Consider the following 22,445-nt stretch of genomic DNA (forward strand, 5'->3'; position numbering starts at 1 on the left):
AGCGAGGCGCCGGTGCAATGCGGCGCCTCGCTCGGGTGCCTGCAGCCGCGGAGCCGGAAGTGCTTGCCGTGGTTGCCGAATTGGCGCGACGGCTCGACGCGCGCAGCGCCGATATCGCGCGTGAGATGGCTTTCATGATGGCTCACGAAATCGACCAGTTGGACGCAGATGCCAATTTGCTCGAAATGCTCGAAGCGAGCGTGCAGGGAAATATCACGACGATCATCCACGTCTTGGCCAACGATATTCCGATCGATCATCTCCAACCCACTACTGCCGCGGTGGAATACGCTCTGCGGCTGGCGCAGCGGGACGTTCCGTCCAACTCTCTCGTTCGCGCCTACCATATGGGGCAAGGCGATCTGATGCGGATCTGTCACGACGAGATCAGCACACTGGACATTCCGGCACGACTCACTTTGGCTGTCCTGAAACACACTTCGGATGTGGTCTACAGCTATATCGACTGGATCACGCTCTACGTCTTCGATGCGTACGAGCGGGAACGTAGTCGATGGATGGCAGCGCAGGGAAACCTCCATTCGGCCGCGATCCATGCCCTCTTGTCCGGCACCAACGCAGATACCGCTGCTTTCGAAGCGGAGACCGGATACCGCCTTGGTCAGAACCACGTCGCCCTGGTGGTCTGGTCGACGTGGGATGCGGACGTCATGGGCATCAACACTCTGGACCGACTCGTACGTGACCTCGGTGCAGCGGCGGGAGCGGACAAGCCGCCGATCATCACCGCCATCGATCGACGAACCGTGTGGGCGTGGCTGCCCTTCGGTCGCCGGGTGCCTGCGCCGGATCCGGAAGTTCTCGGGGCTGCGGTGCCGTTGGACGGCGGAGCGAGGGTGGCAATCGGACTGCCAGGGACAGGGGTCGAAGGATTCAAGCGGTCCCACGAACAGGCCACTGCCGCCTATTCCGTTGCTACCGTGCCAGATACGCCACAACGACCTGTGGTGAGTTTCGGGGACCGAGGTGTAGCGGTGGTGTCTCTTCTATCGGAGAACATCGATTCGACGAAGTCGTGGGTGTGGGAGGTGCTCGGTCCGCTGGCGGAAGACACGCCTTCTGCTGCGTCCTTGCGGACGACATTGAGCGTGTACTTCGCCCACGGGGAGAGTCATCTCCACACTGCCAATTACATGAACTTGCACCGTAATACGGTGAAGTATCGCATTAACAAGGCTCTCGGCGATCCGGTCGCTGCCGGCCGCGACAAGTTGGATCTCGCTCTGGCCTTGCAGGTTTGTGAGTTGTTGGGCAGATCGGTGCTACGACCGGTTCGCTGAGCGTGGCGCCAATGGGGATGACGGATCAGGCGCTGAGCGAGTAGGGGCCGAATCGCCCCCAGGCAACCACCGCTGCGAGCACCAACAACACGATGTTGACCCCGATCATCGGAGTTTCCTTGCGTTTTCCGTGGACAACGACAGCGCCGAGCATCACCAGTACCAGGCCGAGTGCTGCGAGTGGCACCAATACCGGTGCGATGTCGAGTAACGCAGGGAGGATCAGTCCGATCGCGGCGAGAATTTCCACTCCGCCGATGGCTTTGACGGCGCCGGCACTGTAGTTCTCAACCCAGCCCATTCCGGATTCCGCCAGCTTGGCCTTCGGCTGAGCGATCTTCATCAGTCCTGCCATGAGGAAGACGAGTGCGAGGACTCCTGCGAGTATCCACAAGATGGTGTTCATTGCTGGTCACGCCCTTCGATTGACTTAATGGTTGAAGTTGAAACTAAAGGATATGACTTCAAGATGCAAGTCATCCGGGAGGGGTCTCGCCCTGCTTCGCCGCTACACTCGGCGATATGGGTACCGAGCAGGAGCCGCGTTGGCTCGACGACGAGGAGTGGCAAGCTTGGATGGCGCTCGCAGGAACAATGATGCGACTTCCTGTCGTACTCGACGGACAGTTGCAGCGCGATGCCGGCATGAGCCACTTCGAGTATCAAGTGCTCGCGGCACTATCTGAAGCAGTCGGCCGACGAATGCGGATGAGCACGCTTGCGGCCGTTGCCGAAGGCTCCCTCCCTCGACTGTCTCAAGTGGTCGGACGTTTGGAGAAGCAGAACTGGGTGCGACGGATGCCCGATCCGAGTGACGGTCGATTCACCCTTGCGATCCTTACGGATGAAGGCTGGGACAAGGTGGTTGCGACTGCACCAGGGCATGTGGAAGCTGTGCGCACTTACGTTCTCGATCCGTTGACAAAAGCGCAGATTCGTCAGATGTCCAGCATCGGACGACGCATCATGAGAGCTGTGGATCCCGAGGGAACCGTGGCGATGGAAGCGTGGCCGACACACCGCCGGAGTGATTCGTAAAATCAGTGATCTGCATTGAGCACCGCCGGTGGGCTCCGTATCGGGTGTTGATGTCCGATGCGGAGCCTGGCAGTGTTCTGTTGTGCCTGAGAAGCTGTTCTCAGGTTTTGAAGGTGGTGTTCGCCGGCCTGGGCTGCTGCCCAGGGTCGATCGAGGGCGGTGGGATGAACCACGGTTTGTTGTCGACGCCGATCCGGATTTCCCATTTTCCGACGAACCCCGTTTTGCGGTGCATCAGACGGTGATGCGAACGGCACAGCAGGACAAGGTTGTTCACGATCGTCGGACCGCCGTTGGCCCAGTGCTGAATATGGTGTGCGTCGGTCCACGCCGGTACGCATGTGCAGCCGGGGAAGGCGCAGCCTTTGTCGCGGGCAATCAGCGCGACGCGCTGTTCGGCGTTGACCAACCGTTTTCCGGGTTTCGCGTCCAACGGTGCACCGTGAGCGTCGAGTAGGACGGTCGAGAGGAAGCAGTCGCACCCGAGGAGTCTGGTCTGCGACACCGAGAGTGGCCCGAGCCATGGCATGTGCCCGACGTCAAGATCCGACGGGGACTCTTCACCATCAGAAGGCGCAGCGGCGCAGTCGCGGTGCTCAGCGAGATCGCGAGCGTTGATGTGCACGTTCACATGCGGGCGTTGCCCGCCGTCGGTTCCGGTTTTTGCACAGTCGAGGTAGCGGCGGATCAGTTCGGTGAACCCGTCCGCCGTCCGCTTCGCCGCCGACCGAGCGTCGGGAGTTCCGTCCGGCGCCGGGGTCGGCATCGTCAGATTCGACAGGGCCGAGAGCAGCATTTCGCCGGTGAGGGCGTCGAAATCCCCGCGCACCACCACCCGGCCATTGAGCGTCGAGGCGATGCGGAGTTCATTGCGGTCGACGTCTTCGGCGGGTGGAATCTCATCGGATTCGAACACCCGCTCCAAGGTTGCGATGACGTGCCGCACCTTCGTCGTCGTCGCCTCCACTCCCGACGCTGCAGCGAGCAACAAATCGATGCAGCGAGGGAGCGCCTCCTCCGGCATGCCTTTCGGTGGGGATTCGCAGAACGCCACGATCAAGACGGCGTGATCGAACGAGCAGTCCCCGATATCGAATTGCGCTGCCACTGCGGGAAACGGCCGTAGCGCGGCGCCCAGGGCGGCGATCTTCTTCCCGTCCCGAACCTGCAGCATCGTGTTTGCCGCCAACCATGACCCGACTCCGCGGCTGGCGATCACTTGATCGTCCGGGCGCATCGAGAGTTCGTCGACTACAGCCACCCGAACGGCTTCCAAGCGCAGAATCTCCGCACTCGCCGACACCGCAGCCTCACGCAACTCCGCAGCAGACAACTGCCACAGGCGTCCGCGTAACCCCGCCGCAGAACCAGAAACCACGTCTGATGATGTGTCGATACTCATTGAATCCCCCGATCCCCATCTCAAATCATACTCGAACGTCTGTTCGAGTCAAGGGTTACTTCACTAAAGGATTGGCCTGACTCTGCGATGTCAGCGGGTTGTCATACTGTGGTCGAGTGACTTCGCCGTGGACAGCTGGGCAGGTGGCATCGGTAGCTCCCGACGCCGCATCGCTGGCTGCTGCGCGCAAGTTGGTTGGTTCGTGGAGCCGCACCGGCAACAAGGGTCTTGCGCTCTGGGGGCTGTGTCAGGGCAGCGGCTCGAAGCCGTATCAAGCAGTGGTTGACCTGCGTGGCCCTGCATACAAGTGCTCGTGCCCCAGTCGGAAGTTTCCGTGCAAACATGCCCTGGGGCTGCTGGTGGAATGGTCGGAAGGGCGGGTGCCGTCGGCGGACGAGCCGGCCGACTTCGCTGCCGAGTGGCTGTTGCGCCGCGAGGAGAAGGCGGAGACCAGCGCCGAGACCATCAGCGCCGAGACCACTACCAACGAGGCATCAAAAAAGACTCCCGACCCGGAGAGAGTGCAGAAGCGCGCCGACCGCGTTGCGAGCGGTCTCGTCGAATTGGACCTGTGGATCACCGATCAGATCCGGAGTGGTCTGGCGGCGATGGACACGTCCTGGGCGGACCTCGACGCAGTCGCCGCTCGAATGGTGGATGCTCAGGCGCCCGGTATTGCAGGCACGCTCCGAGCATTGGCGGGAACCGTTGCGTCTAACGAAAACTGGCCCGAGAAAGTCCTCGACGAGTTGGCTCGGTTGCGCCTGCTGGTCGCTGCGCATCAGAAACTACCCGAGCTGCCGGAAGACCTTGCCCATTCAGTGAAAGCGCACGTCGGCTATCCCGTCTCCACCGACACTGTGATGGAATCGACTCCGGTGCACGAGAACTGGATGGTTCTCGGTTCCGGGATCACCGAGGAGAAGCGCCTGTTCACCCGAACAGTGTGGATGCTCGGCAGGAGTTCGAGACGTTGGGCCATGCTGCTCGACTTCTCTCATGGCTCACCCAACTTTTCCACCGAAACGCCGCCAGTCGGGTTTCTGGTGGAAGCCGATGTTCATTTCTATCCCGGTGCGTCGGCTTTGCGCGCCCGGTTGGGGGCAACGCATGGCGAACCGGAACCCTTCACGACCATGCCATCCGGAAACATCGACGCTGCGTTGCAGCAGTTTACCGATGCGATTGCGGCAGATCCATGGTTGCGGTCGTGGCCGGCAGTGATCAGTTCGGTGATCCCCTCGTTCGTCGACGGTGCCTGGTTCCTGGTCGACGAATCGGGCACAGCGCTTCGGGCAGAGGGCGATTCGGACCTACTGTGGAAATTGCTCGGCATTTCCGGTGGCTACCCGGTCACGGTCTGTGGAACGTGGAATGCGCAGGCTCTTACTCCGATTTCGGTTTTCACTGGAGGGCAGGTGATCGTGCTGTGAGTACATTGATCTCGGCTGCGCTTCTCGGGACGGCCAGAACAGCAACAATATTCGAGGACCTTCCGGCCGACGTGCGTGCCTACGCGCACGAACTCGACGGAGATCCTGCCGAGTTGCTTCTCGCAGCAGTCGCGCTGGAGCGGGCGTACCGCCGTGGCGGTGCGGGGTGCACCACGGCCACGGTGCCAACGCCTGCTCCAGACGATGTGCGATTCACCCTGCCGGAATCGTCATCCGCACATCTGCTGTCGATGCTCGCTGCCAAGGCGACCTTGCTCGACGAATGGTTTGACGTAGCGTTGGCGCACAACTACCGTGCGCCTGATCATCTTGTTGCCGAACTGCTTTCCTTCGCTCGGGCGCGCGAAACTCACCGCGAGAGTATTCTGCAGCTGGTCGGCGAACGGGGTCGCTGGCTTGCTGCGCAAAACCCCGAGTGGAGCAAGCTCGTCCGAACCAGAGATGCAAACCGGGACGTGTGGCGTCACGGAAGTTCGTCCCAGCGCACGCAGTGGTTGATAGATACTCGTCGAACAGATCCCGCGCTGGCGCTGGCCGAACTCCGAAAGTCCTGGGGCGCCGAGCGTGGAGAACAGAAGGCTGCGTTCGTTTCGGCGTTGGCAAACGGATTGAGCGCGGACGATCAACCATTGTTGGAGGAAGCCCTCGATGACCGTCGCAAGGACGTGCGACGCGCAGCAGTGGAGGTACTCGGGCGACTACCCGAATCGGATTTCGGGGACAGAATGGTTGCTCGGGTTCAGAAATGGGTGCGGGTGGAACGGAAACTCCTTCGGTCCACGCTTGTCATCGTGCCGCCTGAGGAAGTCGATGCGGCGGCCAGACGAGACGGCATCGAAGACCGGCCGAATCCGCACACCGACTATCGCGCCGAGTACGTCCGTCAAGCGATCAGTTCTGCGCCTTTGTCGCTGTGGGACACCATGATCGGTGGATCCGACAAGGTCTTGGGGATGAGCGTCGACGAAGGTTGGGAACCAATCCTTCACGACGCTTGGTCCAATGCTGCAGTGGCGCAGAACAATGTGGAATGGGCCCTGGAACTCTTTCGCACGCGAGGCGTAGCCACCGATCGTCGACTTCTCCCGTTGGTGCCCGCTGAGGCGCTGGCGGATTTGTTGAGATCCGGAAACGACGACGCCAATGTTCTGCATCCGGGCCGGGCAGCGATCTACGACGCTCTGAAAGGTTCATGGCCCGAGGACATCACCCGGGCAGTCGTGGCTCAGTGGGAACGAGTTGCGGCCCGACGCGCCGATGGGGGCGCCAAGGCCGGCGAATTCTCGCGCTACAAGTACGTGGCATCGCTGCGCCTCGCCGAGACTCGATTTCCCTACAGCGCTGTAACTTTGCTGGACCGCGCGGCGGAGCGTGCTCGTGACCCGGACTGGCGGCAAACCTTCGCCAGAACGGCCAGTGCCATCACCCACCGTAAAACTCTGCTCGAGGAGCTCAAGTGACTGACAGCGTAACCGCGCCCGCCGCGGAACCGGCAAAGCTGATGCGGCCTCACGCAGAGCAGGAGTACGCGCTCGAACTCGAGGCGCTTGCCGCGCAGGACACCCGCCCCCGCCCGCCGTCGTGGAACTTGTCGCCGTGGGCTGTGGTGACGTATCTGTTGGGCGGCACTCTCGATGACGGAACGGTCATTTCGCCGAAGTATGTCGGTCCCCGGCGGTTGATGGAAGTGGCCGTCGCAACTCTTGCCACCGATCGGGCTCTACTGCTTCTGGGTGTGCCGGGAACAGCCAAGACCTGGGTCTCCGAACATCTTTCGGCGGCAATCTCCGGTGCGTCGACGCTCCTGGTTCAAGGTACGTCCGGCACTCCCGAGGAAGCTATTCGCTACGGCTGGAATTACGCCCGCCTGCTCGCGGAAGGACCGACGGCAGGTGCGTTGGTGCCTTCTCCGGTGATGACCGCGATGGAAACCGGGAAGATCGCTCGCGTCGAAGAGTTGACGCGTATTCCGGCTGACGTGCAGGACGCGCTCATCACCATTCTCTCCGAGAAGACGTTGCCGGTGCCGGAGCTGGGCATCGAGGTGCAGGCAGCCAAGGGCTTCAATCTGATCGCAACCGCCAACGATCGTGATCGTGGTGTCAACGATCTGTCGTCGGCATTGCGTCGACGGTTCAATACCGTTGTCCTGCCGTTGCCGGCCAGTGAGGAGGACGAGGTGGCTATCGTGGCTCGCCGAGTCGAACAGCTGGGCGCAGCATTGGAATTGCCGAGCACCCCCGCAGCGGCCGAGGAAATTCGCCGGGTCGTCACAGTGTTCCGGGAACTACGATCAGGCACGACCACCGACGGCCGCACCAAGCTGAAGTCCCCGTCGGGAACCCTCTCGACGGCGGAGGCTATCTCGGTGGTCACCAATGGTTTGGCGCTGTCCGCGCATTTCGGGGACGGGGTATTGCGGGCGTCCGACGTCGCTGCCGGAATCCTGGGTTCGGTGATCAAGGATCCGGTCGCAGACAAGGTCGTGTGGAACGAGTACCTCGAGGCCGTAGTGCGTGAGCGCGGAGAGTGGTCCGACTTCTACCGGGCATGCCGCGAGGTCACCGGGTGACCATCGCCATTCCGGACCTGCGTGTCAGGGTTTTCGGTATCCGTCACCACGGCCCGGGATCTGCCCGTTCCGTTCGGCAAGGTCTGGAAGAGTTTTCACCCGATGTCGTTCTGATCGAAGGACCTTCGGATGCAGACCCGTTGGTGATGCTGGCTGCATCCGAGTCGATGGAACCGCCGATTGCGTTGCTCGCGTATGCCACCGGTGAGCCCTCGAAAGCGGCCTTCTGGCCGTTTGCGGTGTTTTCACCCGAGTGGCAGGCCCTGCAGTGGGCTGCGAACAACGGTGTGCAGGCACGTTTCTGCGACTTACCCGCGTTCAACGTGTTGGCGGATCAGGGGATACGTACTACACGTGACGGTGATCCTCTGGCGGAACTGGCCGCGGCCGCGGGTTTCGACGATACCGAACGCTGGTGGGATTCGGTGATCGAATCGAGCTCGGGTGCAGACTCTTTCGATGCGATCACCGACGCGATGGAGGCACTGCGTGAGACAGTGCCTATCGACGAGGAGACAGCGCATCGCGAAGCGTACATGCGCCAAGTGTTGCGAAAGACGTTGAAAGAAGGCGCCGAGAGGGTTGCCGTCGTCTGCGGCGCCTGGCATGCGCCGGCGTTGGTCGGTGCCTTGGGTCCTGCGGCCCCCGATGCCCGCATTCTCAAAGGAATGTCCAAGGTCAAGACCTCGCTGACCTGGGTTCCCTGGACACATTCACGCCTTGCGTCGGCATCGGGTTATGGCGCTGGAATCACGTCGCCGGGTTGGTATCACCATCTGTTCACCGCGAACGACAAGACGATCACCCGGTGGCTCACCAAAGTTGCCCGGGTGCTCAGAGACGAGGACCTCCCGATCTCGAGTGCTCATGTCATCGAGGCTGTCCGGCTGGCAGATACATTGGCTGCACTGCGTTCTCGCCCCTTGGCGGGACTGTCGGAAGTTACCGAGGCCACGAGGGCGGTGATGTGCGAGGGCAACGATGTTCTCCTGGATCTGATCACGCGAAGACTCGTTGTGGGCGAAGCGCTGGGCGCGGTGCCCGAGGAGACGCCGACAGTCCCACTTGAAGCGGACCTGCGCGCACGCTCGAAGACTTTGCGACTCAAACAACAAGCAGGGGCTAAGAATCTGGATCTGGACTTGCGACGCGACATCGACGTCGAGCGTTCCCAGTTCCTGCACCGACTGACAATTCTCGAGATCGATTGGGGGACTCCGGCCGACAGTGAGATCCGTTCCACCGGAACTTTCCGAGAATCCTGGGCACTGCAATGGAAACCCGAATTCTCGGTGTCGGTGATCGAGGCGTCGCTGTGGGGTACGACGGTGGCCGAAGCGGCAGTGTCGCGGGTCGTCTCGAAGATTCACGAACCGGAAATCGCTCTTGCTTCACTCGTCGAACTGCTGGAGAACTCGCTGCTGGCAAACCTTCCCGAAGCTCTGTCCGCAGTGCTGGAAAGCGTGAAAACGGTTGCAGCGCTAGATCATGACGTATCACATCTGATGGCCGCGCTGCCCACGCTGACCCGAACACTGCGGTACGGCGACGTGCGCGGAACCGACGTGGCGGCGTTGATCAACGTCGCCGACAGTTTGTTGATTCGCATCTGTACCGGCCTCGCAGTCGCCGTCACCGGGTTGGACGATCCCAGCGCCGAGGAGTTTCGCGATCACCTCGACAAGGTGCACTCGGCAGTCATGGTCCGTGACGACAGTGATGCGAGTGCACGGTGGTTGCAGGCGATGGCCGGGGTGATCGACCGTGACGACGTCAACGGACTTCTCGTCGGCCGGATCGTGCGGTTACTGCGCGACAGCGGTTCCATCACGGAAACCGCTGCAGCTCAGCGTTTGTCTCGAGCCCTTTCGGTGGGAAGCGTGCCCACCGCCAAGGCTGGGTGGGTCGACGGATTTCTCGGCGGAGGAGGGCTTGTGCTCGTTCACGATCGAGCGTTGCTCACGCTGATCGACACGTGGGTTCGTCAACTTCGTGAGCAGGATTTCATCGACACGCTTCCGTTGCTTCGACGCACGTTCGGCGCCTTCGAAGCGGGGGAACGTCGGGCGATCGGTCAGGCGGTCAGAGGCGGCCGACGGGTCGAAACGAGTGTGGAGATCGATGCTCGACGCGGCAGGGCGGCAATGGCGGTCGTTGCGGACATCTTGGGGGTGGGCGCATGAGCGACGACGATCAGCGCCTTCGACGCTGGAGATTGATGCTGGGGGAGTCCGCCGAAGAGTCGACGGGTGGGCTCGGTCAACCGGGCGAGCGTCGAATGGACGCAGCTCTTGCAGCGCTCTACGACTCGTCCGGCCCCAGCAAGGGTCGACGCCGCTCAGCCGGATTGGGGGCTTCGGCGCCGTCCGTCGCCAGATGGCTCGGCGACATCCGGACGTACTTTCCCAGCACGGTGGTGCAGGTGATGCAGAAGGATGCGATAGATCGGCTGGGTTTGGCGCAATTGCTTCTCGAACCGGAACTGCTCGACGCAGTTGAACCCGATGTGCATCTGGTCGGGACGCTTCTGAGCCTCAATCAGGTCATGCCGGAGGCCAGCAAGGCAACTGCTCGGATGGTCGTCGGCAAGGTGGTTCGCGAAGTCGAGGAGCGAATCGCACAGACAACGAAGGCTGCAGTTACCGGCGCACTCAATCGCACGGCCAGAACTTCGAATCCGAAGCTGCGCGACATAGATTGGGACCGAACCATCCGAGCAAATCTGTCGCACTACCTTCCGGAGTATCGAACGGTCGTCCCGGAGCGGCTTGTCGGATACGGCCGAAAGTCGAAATCCGTGCAGCGCGACGTGGTTCTCGCGATCGATCAATCAGGTTCGATGGCGTCCAGTGTCGTCTACGCATCAGTGTTCGGCGCGGTGTTGGCGTCGATGCAGGCGCTGAAGACTTCGCTTGTCGTTTTCGACACCGCCGTCGTTGATCTGACCGACAAACTGTCCGATCCGGTCGACGTCCTGTTCGGGACCCAACTCGGTGGGGGCACAGATATCAACCGCGCGATCGCGTACAGCCAGTCCTTGATTTCGCGTCCCGCCGAGTCGATGTTCGTCCTCATCTCCGACCTCTACGAGGGCGGTATCCGCAACGAGATGTTGCGCCGCATGGCCGCCATGAAGAATTCCGGCGTTCAAGTCGTGGTTCTACTGGCGCTCTCGGACGACGGGGCCCCGTCGTTCGATCACGACAATGCGGCTGCGCTGAGCGCCCTCGGCATTCCCGCTTTTGCGTGCACGCCGGACAAGTTTCCGGAACTGCTGGCGGTGTCTCTGGAACGCGGGGACGTGTCGGCCTGGGCGGATCAGCTCACTCTCGAACAGCGCTGACAGTCTGCTTCGGAGTCCTGAGCACCGGGTACACCCGCACGATGGGTGACGGACAGGTTGCTGGTTCGACTACGCAGGCGGTTTCGGGACTGGTCCTCACGGTGTTGGCATCCAGCCAATTCCTGATGACCTTGGACAGCTCGGTCATGAATGTTTCGATGGCAACCGTCGCCGAGGATGTCGGCACGAGCATCACCGGCATTCAAACCGCGATCACGCTGTACACCCTGGTCATGGCGACTCTGATGATCACGGGCAGCAAGGTCGGGTCGATGATGGGTCGTCGCCGAGCCTTTGCGCTCGGCTTGGTCATCTACGGCGCAGGTTCTCTGACAACGGCGCTTGCTCCCAATCTCACGGTCCTGCTGATCGGATGGTCGTTCCTCGAAGGCGTCGGTGCGGCGCTCATCATGCCCGCGATCGTCGCGCTGGTCGCCACCAATTTCCCTGCGGAGAAGCGTCCGGCGGCCTACGGCCTGGTAGCCGCGGCCGGCGCGATTGCTGTGGCCGTCGGCCCGCTGATCGGCGGCGCAGCGACGACATTTGCGTCATGGCGTTACGTGTTCGTCGGTGAAGTAGTGATCGTTGTCCTGATCTTGCTGGTGCTCAGGCAGATAGTCGACGTCCCGCCGTCGAAGTCGCGCCTCGACTACTTCGGTTCGGTCCTGTCGGTGGTAGGCCTTGGCATGATCGTCTTCGCTGTTCTGCGTTCGAGCGAGTGGGGTTGGGTCCAGGCGAAACCCGACGGGCCACAGCTGGTGGGGCTTTCCCCGGTGGTGTGGCTGCTGATTGCCGGGCTTCTTGTGGTGTACGGATTCCTGCGCTGGGAGGGGCGTTTGGCCGCCGCGGGGAAGGAGCCGCTGCTTGATCCGGCGATGCTGCGAAACCGCGAGCTCGGTGGCGGACTTTCCATGTTCTTCGCACAGTTCCTGGTGCAGGCGGGCGTGTTTTTTGCGGTCCCGTTGTTCTTGTCTGTAGTTCTGGAACTCAGCGCCCTCGAGACGGGGATTCGCATCCTGCCGTTGTCGGCGGCGCTCGTGTTGGCTGCGATCGGTATTCCGAAGCTGCGGCCTACCGCGAACCCGCGGCGCGTGGTCCGAGTCGGATTGTCGGTCATGATCTTCGGCATCTTGATGCTCGTGGCGGGCATGAACCCCGGAGCCAACGCGGCGGTCGTGATGATCCCCATGCTTTTCATGGGTTTCGGCTTGGGCTGCCTGTCCTCGCAGCTCGGAGCGGTCACCGTGTCGGCTGTCCCGGACGACCGCAGTACCGAGGTCGGCGGGCTGCAGAACACTGCCACGAACCTGGGTGCCTCGTTGGGAACCGCGCTGATCGGATCTGTTCTCATTGCCACTCTCACGACATCTGCGATTGCCGGGATCGAAGACAACCCGGCAGTTCCGGCCTCGGTGCAGCAGCAAGCGAGCACCGACCTGGCCTCGGGCGTGCCCTTCTTGTCGACGACGCAACTTCGATCAGCTCTCAGTGACGCCGGGGTCACCGAATCCACGGCGGACGCGATCGTGGATGTGAATGAAGACGCCAGGCTGGACGCTTTGCGTGTCGCCTTTGCCGTGGCAGCGCTGCTCGCGATCGCAGCGTTGTTCCCGACCTCTCGTATCCCCCGCGTCGCGGTCGGCGACAAGCGCGCGTCGAGCTAAGGATCAGCAATCGTTTACCGACCTGGAAGATCGATTGAGCGACCTCTGGATATAGTGATCTGCGCACAATCGATTCGTCAGATGGCTACCGTTGTGAAGGAAACAAGCAGCGAGTCTGAAACACTGACGTTTCACCGGATAAGGGTTCGGTGGGGAGCCAGGGGAGGTTCGGATGGCCAGGCGAGCGGATTCGACGCCCGCTGATGGCGCCTGCGCAGATGTCAGGATGCCTCGCTGATGAACCGTCTGACTCGATTGGGTAGGCAAGATCCTGCTTCGCCGGCCGACTGTAACAGCCTGTTTCGCCGCCAGATCGACGAAGCTGCAGCCGTCGCACCGTTCGCCAATCTCGCGTACATGGCGAGTTTGGTCGTGATTCTGGCGTATACCGTTCCGCCCGGACGCCAGACGCTCAGGTGGGTGGGTGGCGCGCTCATCTTTCTTGTCCTCGCGAATTCGATTCGAGTATGGATACCCCTTCGCTGGCGACCGTCGAAACACACACCGCGCTACGACTACGTGGGTCTGCTCGTCGAAGTGATCGTGATCGCGAGCCTCGACGTCACACTTTTTGCCCTGCTTTTTCACGACATGGACGTCTTCCGCGACTTGGTTCTGATCGCGACAATGGCGGGAATCATGGGCGCCGGGACCGTGACGTTCTCCAGTCTGAGATCGGTGAGCCTGACGTGGATCTACATTCACGGCCTCGGCGTATTCACTGTTCTCATTGTCCACGCCGAATCCCACTTTCGCGTACTGGCGATTCAGTTGTGCATCTACATGTTCGCGCTCACTGTGGGGGCGGTCTATCTGTCGGCCTCGTTCCAGCGACGTTGTCTCGCAGAATTTCAAGCCGAATCCGAGCGTCAGACTGTGGCGTTGTTGCTCGACGGTTTCGAGGGCGGTTCCCGCGACTGGCTCTGGGAGTGCGACACCAACGGCAGGTTCTCCCACACCTCGGCACGTCTTGCCGAGGTCGCAGGTATGACGGTGGACGAGTTGCAGCAACTCACCTTCGGACAGCTCCTCACCAGACTCCAGATCGCGTCGAGTCCGGAAGGACGTGCGGCCGCGGCCCAGATGATCGACAAACTTGAATCGAGTGCTCCTTTCCGGGACACCGTCGTTCCAGTGCATGTCGACGGTAAGCGACGCTGGTGGTCACTCTCCGGCAATCCCCGCGTCCTCGAATCCGGGGTGATTCTGGGCTGGCGCGGTGTCGGTTCCGACATCACGGAAAGGTATGTCCACGAGCAGGAGATCCTTCGTCTTGCCGCCACCGACTCGCTTACGGGGTTGCCCAACCGTCGTGCCTTTGGTGTGGCGCTCGAGGAAGCCATCAAATCGCGGGTGCCGGAGAAGCAGGTCCTGGTCGGGATTCTCGACCTCGACAACTTCAAGTCGGTGAACGACACCCTCGGCCATCCGATCGGGGACCACTTACTTCTCGAAGTCACCAAACGCCTGCGCGACGTCATCGGTTCGGACATGTGCTCGCGGATGGGTGGCGACGAATTCGGGCTCATCGTCTGTACCTCGGCCGGCGACGATCCCGGTGTCATTTTCGATCGGTACCTGGCAGTGCTCCATGAGCCCTTCTTCGTCGAAGGCAATCGAATCGAGGTGCGGGCCACGATCGGTTACTCCAGCGCACCCGAGGATTCCACCGACGCAGACGGAATGGTGATGCTGGCGGATCTGGCTCTGTACGAAGCAAAGTCGACGGGACGGAATCGAGTAGGCAAGTTCTCGCCGTTACTGCGAGCGCGGGCATCAGCGCGCGCGACAGCGCTGCACGAGCTGGACAGAGGGATCGAGGAAGGCCAGTTCGATCTCCACTACCAACCCCAGGTCGACACTCAGACCGGTGAAGTCGTCGCTTTCGAGGCTCTTCTTCGGTGGAACCATCCCAGTCGCGGCCTCATCGGGCCCAGTCAGTTCATCTCGGTGGCAGAGGAAACCGGAATGATCATCCCCCTCGGCGCGCAGGCAATGGCGATGGCGACCGCCGCTGCTGCGGGGTGGCCGAGCGGAATCGGCGTCTCGGTCAATGTTTCACCTGTGCAGTTGGTGTCGCGAGAGTTCGGCGCGATGGTGAAGAAGGCTCTGACGGATTCGGGTTTGCCTCCGCATCTGCTGCAACTCGAAATCACCGAGACAGGTGTTGTGGACGATCGGGCAATCCGGGATCTCTACAAGTTGCGTGAACTCGGTGTCACCGTCGCACTCGACGATTTCGGCACCGGCTATTCGTCTTTCGCCACGCTCCAGAGACTTCCGATCGACGTTCTCAAGATCGATCGCATGCTTGTCACGGACTCGGACGATCCGAAGATGTCCGTGGTGAAATCCATCGTCGAGTTGGCTGCAGCGCTTGGCATGAAGTCGTTGGCCGAGGGAGTCGAGACCATCGAGCAGTTCCGCCGCGTTCAGTGGGTCGGCTGCGACCTGGTCCAGGGCTATCACATCAGCAAGGCGCTGAGGGCTGAGCGCGTCGATGTGTATCTGGCGGCAACCGACACCGAATCCGGTCGGAGCGTGCATCCGTTGACGTGGCTGTGAATCAGATCTGAGCCGAGCGGATGGTATTGCCGCCTGCCGCTTTGGCTTGGTACATCATCGAATCCGCGACATTTGTCGCGGCCAGGATTGCGGAAGCGCCGCCGCTCCACGCCTTCGATTCGGCGGCCATGATCACCGCTCCGACGCTCACCGTGGTGGGGATGTCGTCGGAGTGATCCGAGAGCGCCGCGTTTATCCCTTCGACCAACAGGGTCGTAGATTCGGGATCCCCGACGATGACAGCCAGATATTCTTCTCCGCCCGTTCGAGCGATAACGCCGCGTTCTCCGAGATGTGTGCTCAATCGGTTCGCGGTTCTTCTAATGACATGATCGCCTTCGGCGTGACCGTGAAGATCATTCACCGCCTTGAATTTGTCGATATCGACGACGATGAAAGCGAGAGACGAAGAATCATCTCGGGCGCTCTCGAAGAGGTCACCGACTGCCCCCTCCAGCCCCCGGCGGTTGAACAGTCCGGTAAGAGGATCACGATCCGAATACTGGGCATCGCGGTACAGAGTGCGCCAGGTCAGATGCGCAAAAATGGGAACAAGTGTGACAGCTCCGAAAAGAACGGTGCCGCGAGCGAGAAGCGTCGTGACATCGACTTCGTCTTGTAGGTATGCAAGAACGAATACAGCAGTGGTGACAGTCGTCGACCAGACGACGTGGGCGACAAGCCATCGTGCGCTGACAAAAAGCGTCGCAAAGGTTCCGGTGACCGCAAAGACGATGCATCCGAACGTCCCGGACGCGCGATCCGGCACCAGAAGTACCGCCGCTGCGATCCCGAGATCTGCGAATATCCCGAATGAGAGCAGGCCGCGGCGACCTGGAAACGGTTGAGTGAACCAGCACGCCGCGATCGCCACACATGTGCAAATCATGAAAACCGAAAGTGCTTTGCCGGGTGTGGTCGGCGGTGTATCCGGTCCGATCAATTTGTAGAAAGCGGAAAGCCCGAAGATGATCGTCATCATTCCGAGCAAGGTTCGGAAGATCGGAATGATTGCTCGGCCGGATCTCTGGTGTTTTATCCACTCGTAGTCGTGTGGTTCGTTGAACCATTCCTGGAGCGTTTGCCAAGAACTGTGCCCTTCGGAGGCGATGACAGTGCTCGGCATGCTGTCTATTTTGCCCTGAATTCGGACAAAGAGAAAATTTCTGCTCGATCGGTTTTACCGTCTGAAGATTTTTCGGGGAGAAGGTGCAACCGATTGAGCAGAGAGTTCACTCGATGCCTGTTTCAAGCGTCGTCCGAACTGCTGTGCACGTTGTCCAAGACAGTCACGAACGATCCGACTTTTCGCGTATGAGACTTTTTCACACCGTAAGCGGCGAGGTATTAGACCATTCCGACCGGGACAGGTAGCCGAATTTCGGCAGTTTCGGCTAACGCGCGAAACTGCCGAGGAACCTTTGCAACAGCGGGTTGTACACATCGGGGGCTTCCCAGAACGCCGCATGCCCGACTCCCGGGATGAGGTGATACGTGCCCTCCCAGAGATTCGCGAAGGTCAACGACGCGACATGCGACGTGTTCACGAACGGGTCTCTGGCGCCGTCGATCACCGCAAGTGGCACAGACGCCGTTGCAACCAGAGCCTTCTGATCCGATTCGCGGCCAGCTCCGAACGCGTCGAACATGATCTTGCGAGCGCGACCGTCCGTGCGTATCGCGGCGTCGAGGGCCGCCTGTTCGAAGGGAACTGCGGTCATCCGAGCGTAGAGTTCGGCTTCCCGTTCGGTGATGACCTCGGTGCCGCCGATGGACAATCCGTCGCCGGCATTGAAGGCGTCGCCGAGCGTCTCGGGATTGGCCGGCGGCGTACCGGTGATGACGATTCCAGCGAGCCCGGGGAACTTCGCGATCAACTCGAGGGCGATGTGTCCGCCGAGCGACCAACCGACAACCACGGCCCGTTCGACGCCGAGTTCGGTCAGAACATCGACGATGGCGTCGGCGTAGCCGTTCTGTGTGTACGCGGCTTCGGGATCGCTCGCGTCTTCGGAATCACCGTGACCGAGTAGGTCGAGGGTGATCATCCGGTAGCCGCCGGCCCAGTCGGCGTCGACCTGGTTGCGGAAGATGGAGCGACTGGCCGAGTTTCCGTGGATGAAGACAACCGGGAAACCGTCGGTGGCACTGTCGTCGACGGCCATGACGCCATGCCGGGTTTCGATCTTGGTGGTAGTCATCGGAATCCTCGTCGTTCGAAGTGCACGGTCAGCGGGTATCCACGCTACCGGGCATATGCGGCATAGAGTTCACCCGTGGACTTCGCATTGCGCTCGTGCAGTTGGCACGGTCACGAGACCTACGCTCCGGACGAACCGGAACTGCGGGGTCGACTACATGTGGATACTGCGGTGGGTCAGGCGTGGCGGTGCCTACGTTGCGGCAACTTCGTCCCGGGAGCGCCCCGAGCATCGGGACCGGCGGACGCCGCCCCCGAGGTTCCGCGGGGACGGCTGCTTCGCGACAGATTGATCATGCGACTTCTCGCCACCGAGAGAATGTTCCGCGCTCTGGGTTTGGTTCTTCTGGCGATCGGTGTTTTCAAACTGAGATCGTCGAAGGGACGCGTCGAGGACGCCTTCGAGAACGAATTACCGTTGATCAGGCCACTCGCCCGCCAATTAGGTTGGAACATCGACGATTCCAAACTGGTCCATCACATCGAGCAGGCGTTTTCGTTGTCGGCGACGACGCTCACCTGGATCGCAGTCGGGCTGTTGGTCTACGCCGGCCTTCAAGTGATCGAGGCAGTCGGCCTGTGGATGGTCAAACGCTGGGGCGAATACTTCGCGGTGGTGGCGACCAGTTTGTTCCTGCCCCTCGAAATCTACGAATTGACCGAGAAGATCACGTGGTTGAGGGCCGGGTTGCTGCTGGTGAACATCGCTGCCGTCGTGTGGCTGATCTGGAGCAAGCGACTCTTCGGTGTCCGCGGCGGCGGCGCGGCATATCACGCCGAACATTCGGAGGAAAGCTTGCTGACAGTGGAGAGGGCCGCGGTCAAGCAGGCTTCGTGAGACCAGCTTTCGACGCGGCAGCACCCGCCAGCGTTGCTGCACCGATCGTGATCATGGCGGCGAGGAGGATGGCAGCGGGTTCACCGTCGCCCATCACCCCCAATTGGGTGCCCACCGTTACTGCGGCAACGGGCACCCCCAGTTGTGCGGCGGACAGCACTCCCAAGGGGAGAGGTAGGCCGAGGATTCGTATCACTGCGTGAACTACGAGAGTTGCGCCGCCCAAGGCCAATCCGAGCCAGATGGCGGACGGATGGGTCACGAGGTCGCGCAGATTGATCGCCGCTCCCAGCCAGACGAAGAAGAGGGGAGCGAAGAAGCCGTCGGTGATCGCGAAAAGCTGTTTGGCGAGGCGGCGGGGTTCACCGATCGCGGCAAGAACGAGCCCGAAGGCGAAGCCCGCGAGCATGATCGACACGTGGGTGCTTGACGCCAGCGCCGCCAGGGAGAAGAGGATCACGAGATTGATCCGAAGTTCGAGTGCAAACTTTCGTTTCTCGGAGAACTTGTGAAGCTTTCGCCAATGGCCGGAACGATGAAAAGCTCGCAGTACGAAGAACAAGGCAACCGCACACGCCGCCACAGCCAGTGCGCCGAGGCCAGCGCGAGGGGCATTGTCGGGATCGATCACCAACGGCAGCGCGACAACGCAGACGGTGTCCGCGATCGCGACCTGGGCCGTCATCTGCAGGACCGACGTTCCTCCGAGCGCCAGCGAATCGACGATGGGGAGAATCAACGCTGCGGACGACGACGCGATCAGGACCGCGTACAGCGCGGCGTGACCGGTGCCGAATACCGTCGCCGCACCGTAGCCGGCAACAACCGACAGGAGCCCGACGACGACCGAGCGAGCGGCACCCTTGCCTATTGCCGCCCGAACTGCCGGATCGCGGACCGGGACGTGCGAGCCGGCCACCATCATCGTAAGCGCGAACCCGATATCGGCCAGGAATGTGAACGTCCGGTCGGAGGAGTCGAGCAGCCCGAAACCGGTGACACCGAAGATGACACCGGCGGCGAGTTCGCCGACCACCACGGGGACATGCCAGCTGACGCGGGCGCCGAGCAGTGGGCCGAGAATGCCGGCCAGGGCGACGAGGGCAAGGATGCCGAAGGTCATCGACGACCTACGAGTTAACTGTCGAGGGTGCGATCTTCGCGGGGATGGCGGTGTTCTCGTCCACGTGGTAACTCGCACAGACACGGTGGTAGCCGTCGGCGATCTGCGCCGGTACTCCGGCGCGGAAGTCTCCCTGCACCAGCAGGATCGGCGACAGCGCGATCCCCTTGCGGATCTTCTTCAGGTCGGCAGCCACGTGTGGGTTGTCGACCGGAAGCAGAGGGAGCCCAGCAGCCCGCAGGATGTCTTTGGCCTTCTTCGAGACCAGCGTCGCCGTCTTGAGGGCGTACACGAGAGCTTGGACCTGGACCGGTGTCGCGCCCAACTGGAGGTAATCGCGGGCCGCCGGGTAGTCGTGCTCGTCCGGCAGGTCCTTCCAGAGGACTGCGGGAGCCTTCGCCGCGGGTGCTTTTGACGCTACCGGCGCCTTCGTCTTGGCTGCCTTCGACGTTTTGATCTTGGCCATCTGTGCTGTGTCCTTCAGTTTCGGTCCGCGAGCGGAGGTGGTGCAGAAATCGTGCACTATCAGCGTCGCAGGCACCACATCGGAGCTGTTTGGCCCTCTAGGCGGCGGGTAATCAGCAGACTGCGGGGGAACGAGCAGGAGGCGAAGCAATGAAGCGGATTCTCGCGGTGCTCGCAGCGCTGATCCTGGCGGTGTTCGCACTGACCGCGTGCAGTGACAACAGCGATTCGTCGGACAACGATTCGGCAGATCACAATGGCATGGCGATGACCAGCATGACGATGACGAGCAAGCCGACCAGCATGTCGATGCCGAGCATGCCCCTGGGTATGTCGACGCCGGGAGCGTCGTCGATGGGAATCGTGATCAGCGGTTTCGAATACTCGACGCCGGAGTCGGTGATGCCTGGACAGGTACTGACCATTCAGAACAACGACACCGTCGAGCACTCGGTTACTTCCGATACCGCGGGGCTGTTCAACGAGGACATCGAAGCTGGCGAGACAGAAACCATCACGGTGCCGAACGAGCCCGGGACGTACACGTTCCACTGCACCTATCATCCGAGCATGCATGGCACCTTGACGGTCAAGTAGACGTCGACCCGGCATGGCGTGACTATTGCCGCGGAAACTTCGGCGGCACGTACCCGATCAGGCTGGCGGAGAACAGGTCCGGGTGTACGGTTTTCAGGTGCGCCGGAGAATAGCGATCAGTGTCGTCACGCTCGTGGTTTGCGCCCTCGGCTTTTCGCCGCCGGCGCTCGCGGATTCACCGAACGGCTCGTATTCGTCACAGCTACTGTACTTCTCGGTCGATGTCGGGCCTGAACTCTCGACGCCGTGCACTGTCGTCGGTGAACTTTTTGTTCCCGACGGCGTCGATGCGGACAACCCGGCTCCCGGGATCCTGACCACCAACGGGTTCGGCGGTTCGTACAAGGATCAGATTCCCGCTCTGCAGAACTTCGCCGAGAACGGGTATGTCGGACTGACGTATTCGGGATTGGGCTTCGGCGGCTCGAGTTGCAAGATCACACTCGACTCTCCCGCATACGACGGCGTCGCCGCTTCGCAGTTGGTCAGCTTCCTCGGCGGCCAAGAGGGGATTGCCTACACGGATCAGGCTCTGACGCAGCCCTATCCGGCGCTCACCGCGGTGGTGCAGGACGCCGTCGATCACAACGGTGCACCGTCGACGAACGACCCGCGGGTCGGCATGACAGGTGGCTCTTACGGCGGTGGCATTCAATTCGCCGCCGCGAGCGTCGATCCCCGTATCGACACGATCATCCCCATGATCACCTGGAACGACCTCTCCTATTCCTTGGCACCCAACAGCACCGGGATCATCTCCGGTGTATCAACGGCCGAACCGGGAGCCGCGAAGGTGCTCTTTGCGTCGCTTCTCTTCGGTGCCGGTATTGCAAACCCCGGTGTGGACGGTTACATCGCCGACCCCGCACGACTTCCCGGCTGCCCGAACTACGTGCCGTACATGTGCAACGCGATCGCCGAGGCAGTGGTGACTGGTGACATCGGACCCCAAGTAGTAAGTGAGCTCCGAGCGTCGTCGGTATCGTCGTTTGTCGACCGGATCAATATCCCGGTACTGCTTGCACAGGGACAACAAGACACCCTGTTCGATCTGAACGAGGCAACCGCGACCTACGACGCATTGAAAGCCCGTGGCGTGGACGCCAAGATGATCTGGCATTCGTGGGGACACAGTCACTTGGCTTCTGCGCCAGGCGAATTCAGCTTCTCCGCACCCGACGAAGACGCCCAGTACGAAACCGGTCGCTTCATGGACTGGTTCGATCACTACCTCAAGGACGAGAACACGGAGACCGGACCGGAATTCGCATACTTCCGTAACTGGATCGACTACGAGGGGAACGCGGCGCCGGCCTACGCGACGTCCGACACCGTCGACGTCGGGACCGCCCGCTCCTTCCATCTGTCCGCTGACGGGGGACTGCTGCCGGACGGCGCGCCGGCGGTACCTGGTTCGAAGACGATTGTCACTGCACCGGGTGGGCTCCCGACAGGCGTCGAGCCGCTCAATATCAATCCGGCCGGAAACATTCCGAGTGCACAGATTCCGGGAACCGAGGCGCTCTGGACCACTGCGCCGATGGCCGAGGCGATGGACGTGGTGGGCGCCCCCACTGTGACGCTGCGTGTTGCGGCGCCCGGACAGCCGGTGGTGTTCGCGAAGCTCTACGACGTGGCACCGGACGGGACGTCGTCGCTGATCAACGGGCTCATCGCACCTGTTCGCATCAGTGATCCGTCGCAGCCCGTACCGGTGACGATGCCGGCGATAGTGCACAGATTCGAGCCGGGGCATTCCGTTCGTCTGGCAATCACCGGTGGCGACATCAGTTTCCGTGGAGGACTGCAAGGCATGCCGGTGACGATCTTCGCCGACGGGTCAGGCCCCTTGGAGCTTCCCGTCGTGGGTTGAAACGTCGTGG

18 protein-coding genes are annotated in these 22,445 nt (G+C 61.6%); 12 read left to right on the plus strand and 6 right to left on the minus strand.

Annotation, left to right across the window (positions count from 1 at the left end):
• Nucleotides 1-17 precede the first annotated feature (17 nt).
• Nucleotides 18-1,301, plus strand: a complete 1,284-nt coding sequence (locus ACWF6P_RS04975; RefSeq protein WP_452620441.1) for a PucR family transcriptional regulator — start codon at nucleotides 18-20, stop codon at nucleotides 1,299-1,301.
• A 25-nt stretch (nucleotides 1,302-1,326) separates the two neighbouring features.
• On the opposite strand, the gene ACWF6P_RS04980 is transcribed toward ACWF6P_RS04975, so the two are convergent.
• Complete coding sequence (locus ACWF6P_RS04980; protein ID WP_452620217.1) at nucleotides 1,327-1,707, minus strand: DoxX family protein; 381 nt, start codon at nucleotides 1,705-1,707, stop codon at nucleotides 1,327-1,329.
• A 116-nt stretch (nucleotides 1,708-1,823) separates the two neighbouring features.
• On the opposite strand from ACWF6P_RS04980, the gene ACWF6P_RS04985 reads away from it, so the two are divergent.
• Complete coding sequence (locus tag ACWF6P_RS04985) at nucleotides 1,824-2,339, plus strand: MarR family winged helix-turn-helix transcriptional regulator (protein ID WP_378530714.1); 516 nt, start codon at nucleotides 1,824-1,826, stop codon at nucleotides 2,337-2,339.
• A 100-nt stretch (nucleotides 2,340-2,439) separates the two neighbouring features.
• On the opposite strand, the gene ACWF6P_RS04990 is transcribed toward ACWF6P_RS04985, so the two are convergent.
• Nucleotides 2,440-3,741: a DUF222 domain-containing protein gene (locus ACWF6P_RS04990; RefSeq protein WP_452620218.1), complete on the minus strand. Its 1,302-nt coding sequence runs from the start codon at nucleotides 3,739-3,741 to the stop codon at nucleotides 2,440-2,442.
• Nucleotides 3,742-3,857: 116 nt separating this feature from the next.
• Between ACWF6P_RS04990 and ACWF6P_RS04995 the strand changes: the two genes are divergently transcribed.
• The 7 genes from ACWF6P_RS04995 (at nucleotide 3,858) to ACWF6P_RS05025 (ending at nucleotide 15,339) form a co-directional block, all read left to right on the plus strand.
• Nucleotides 3,858-5,174 carry an SWIM zinc finger family protein gene (locus ACWF6P_RS04995; protein WP_452620219.1) on the plus strand — a complete coding sequence of 439 codons (1,317 nt, stop codon included), beginning with the start codon at nucleotides 3,858-3,860 and terminating at the stop codon, nucleotides 5,172-5,174.
• The gene (locus ACWF6P_RS05000) at nucleotides 5,171-6,655 is read left to right on the plus strand and encodes a DUF5691 domain-containing protein (RefSeq protein ID WP_452620220.1); all 1,485 of its coding nucleotides are present in this window, start codon (nucleotides 5,171-5,173) and stop codon (nucleotides 6,653-6,655) included. The genes ACWF6P_RS04995 and ACWF6P_RS05000 overlap by 4 nt, the downstream gene beginning before the upstream one ends.
• Nucleotides 6,656-6,696: 41 nt before the next feature.
• Entirely contained in the window at nucleotides 6,697-7,767 is a 1,071-nt protein-coding gene (locus ACWF6P_RS05005; protein ID WP_452620442.1) for an ATP-binding protein, read from the plus strand.
• Nucleotides 7,746-9,950, plus strand: a complete 2,205-nt coding sequence (locus ACWF6P_RS05010; protein ID WP_452620221.1) for a DUF5682 family protein — start codon at nucleotides 7,746-7,748, stop codon at nucleotides 9,948-9,950. The genes ACWF6P_RS05005 and ACWF6P_RS05010 overlap by 22 nt, the downstream gene beginning before the upstream one ends.
• Nucleotides 9,947-11,110 (plus strand): VWA domain-containing protein, encoded by a 1,164-nt coding sequence (locus tag ACWF6P_RS05015; RefSeq protein WP_452620222.1) that lies wholly within the window; start codon nucleotides 9,947-9,949, stop codon nucleotides 11,108-11,110. The genes ACWF6P_RS05010 and ACWF6P_RS05015 overlap by 4 nt, the downstream gene beginning before the upstream one ends.
• 41 nt (nucleotides 11,111-11,151) lie before the next feature.
• Nucleotides 11,152-12,774, plus strand: coding sequence for an MFS transporter (locus ACWF6P_RS05020; RefSeq protein ID WP_452620223.1), 1,623 nt, complete (start codon nucleotides 11,152-11,154; stop codon nucleotides 12,772-12,774).
• Between the two features lie 237 nt (nucleotides 12,775-13,011).
• On the plus strand, nucleotides 13,012-15,339 hold the full coding sequence (locus tag ACWF6P_RS05025) for a putative bifunctional diguanylate cyclase/phosphodiesterase (RefSeq protein ID WP_452620224.1): 2,328 nt from the start codon (nucleotides 13,012-13,014) through the stop codon (nucleotides 15,337-15,339).
• 1 nt (nucleotide 15,340) lies between these two features.
• On the opposite strand, the gene ACWF6P_RS05030 is transcribed toward ACWF6P_RS05025, so the two are convergent.
• The gene (locus tag ACWF6P_RS05030) at nucleotides 15,341-16,465 is read right to left on the minus strand and encodes a GGDEF domain-containing protein (protein WP_452620225.1); all 1,125 of its coding nucleotides are present in this window, start codon (nucleotides 16,463-16,465) and stop codon (nucleotides 15,341-15,343) included.
• A gap of 268 nt (nucleotides 16,466-16,733) precedes the next feature.
• Nucleotides 16,734-17,540 (minus strand): alpha/beta fold hydrolase, encoded by an 807-nt coding sequence (locus ACWF6P_RS05035; protein WP_452620226.1) that lies wholly within the window; start codon nucleotides 17,538-17,540, stop codon nucleotides 16,734-16,736.
• 75 nt (nucleotides 17,541-17,615) lie between these two features.
• On the opposite strand from ACWF6P_RS05035, the gene ACWF6P_RS05040 reads away from it, so the two are divergent.
• The gene (locus ACWF6P_RS05040; protein WP_452620227.1) at nucleotides 17,616-18,377 is read left to right on the plus strand and encodes a DUF2127 domain-containing protein; all 762 of its coding nucleotides are present in this window, start codon (nucleotides 17,616-17,618) and stop codon (nucleotides 18,375-18,377) included.
• Here ACWF6P_RS05040 and ACWF6P_RS05045 read toward each other — a convergent pair.
• Both ACWF6P_RS05045 and ACWF6P_RS05050 read right to left on the minus strand, forming a co-directional pair.
• Entirely contained in the window at nucleotides 18,361-19,500 is a 1,140-nt protein-coding gene (locus tag ACWF6P_RS05045; RefSeq protein ID WP_452620228.1) for a cation:proton antiporter, read from the minus strand. The genes ACWF6P_RS05040 and ACWF6P_RS05045 overlap by 17 nt on opposite strands.
• A gap of 7 nt (nucleotides 19,501-19,507) precedes the next feature.
• On the minus strand, nucleotides 19,508-19,966 hold the full coding sequence (locus ACWF6P_RS05050; RefSeq protein WP_452620229.1) for a hypothetical protein: 459 nt from the start codon (nucleotides 19,964-19,966) through the stop codon (nucleotides 19,508-19,510).
• Between the two features lie 149 nt (nucleotides 19,967-20,115).
• Here ACWF6P_RS05050 and ACWF6P_RS05055 point away from each other — a divergent pair, with 149 nt between their 5' ends.
• Nucleotides 20,116-20,562 carry a cupredoxin domain-containing protein gene (locus ACWF6P_RS05055; protein ID WP_452620230.1) on the plus strand — a complete coding sequence of 149 codons (447 nt, stop codon included), beginning with the start codon at nucleotides 20,116-20,118 and terminating at the stop codon, nucleotides 20,560-20,562.
• Nucleotides 20,563-20,644: 82 nt separating this feature from the next.
• Nucleotides 20,645-22,435: a CocE/NonD family hydrolase gene (locus ACWF6P_RS05060; RefSeq protein WP_452620231.1), complete on the plus strand. Its 1,791-nt coding sequence runs from the start codon at nucleotides 20,645-20,647 to the stop codon at nucleotides 22,433-22,435.
• The last annotated feature ends 10 nt before the right edge of the window (nucleotides 22,436-22,445 follow it).

This window comes from Rhodococcus sp. NPDC055024 (genome assembly GCF_053608585.1).